Annotated in this window: 1 rRNA gene; it reads right to left on the bottom strand. The window is 38.4% G+C overall.

Annotated elements, in window-relative coordinates:
- Positions 1-284: 284 nt before the first annotated feature.
- Positions 285-384, bottom strand: a 16S ribosomal RNA gene (locus AC1DP6_RS36615); the annotation flags it as partial.

Genomic DNA, 384 nt, shown 5'->3' with positions numbered 1-384 from the left:
ATTCGCTTTAAAAAATTTACGTATTCAAATACTACTATTCTGAATACAACTTGCATTTCCCAATATGTCAAAGAACTTTTAATCACTGACTCTTCTTTCGAAGTTTCATTTACGTGATTATTGTCGATGTGTGAGATCCGATCTCYGTAACGCTTTCGTTACACATCTTCATAAAAGATTGAAAAGAACTTTATACTACTTATTCATCCGGCGTGTAGCCATCTGCGTTAGTAGCAAATAAATTTAAAAGAAGGAAACAACAGCTTAAGGACAATGAGCTCTAAAAAGGAGGTATTCCAGCCGCACCTTCCGATACGGCTACCTTGTTACGACTTAGCCCCAATTACCGATTTTACCCTAGGCGGTTCCTTGCGGTTGCCGACT

This window comes from Chitinophaga sp. 01L420 (assembly GCF_056399985.1).
The sequence above is the reverse complement of the archived record's forward strand: the minus strand, read 5'-3'. Positions and strand labels throughout refer to the sequence as shown.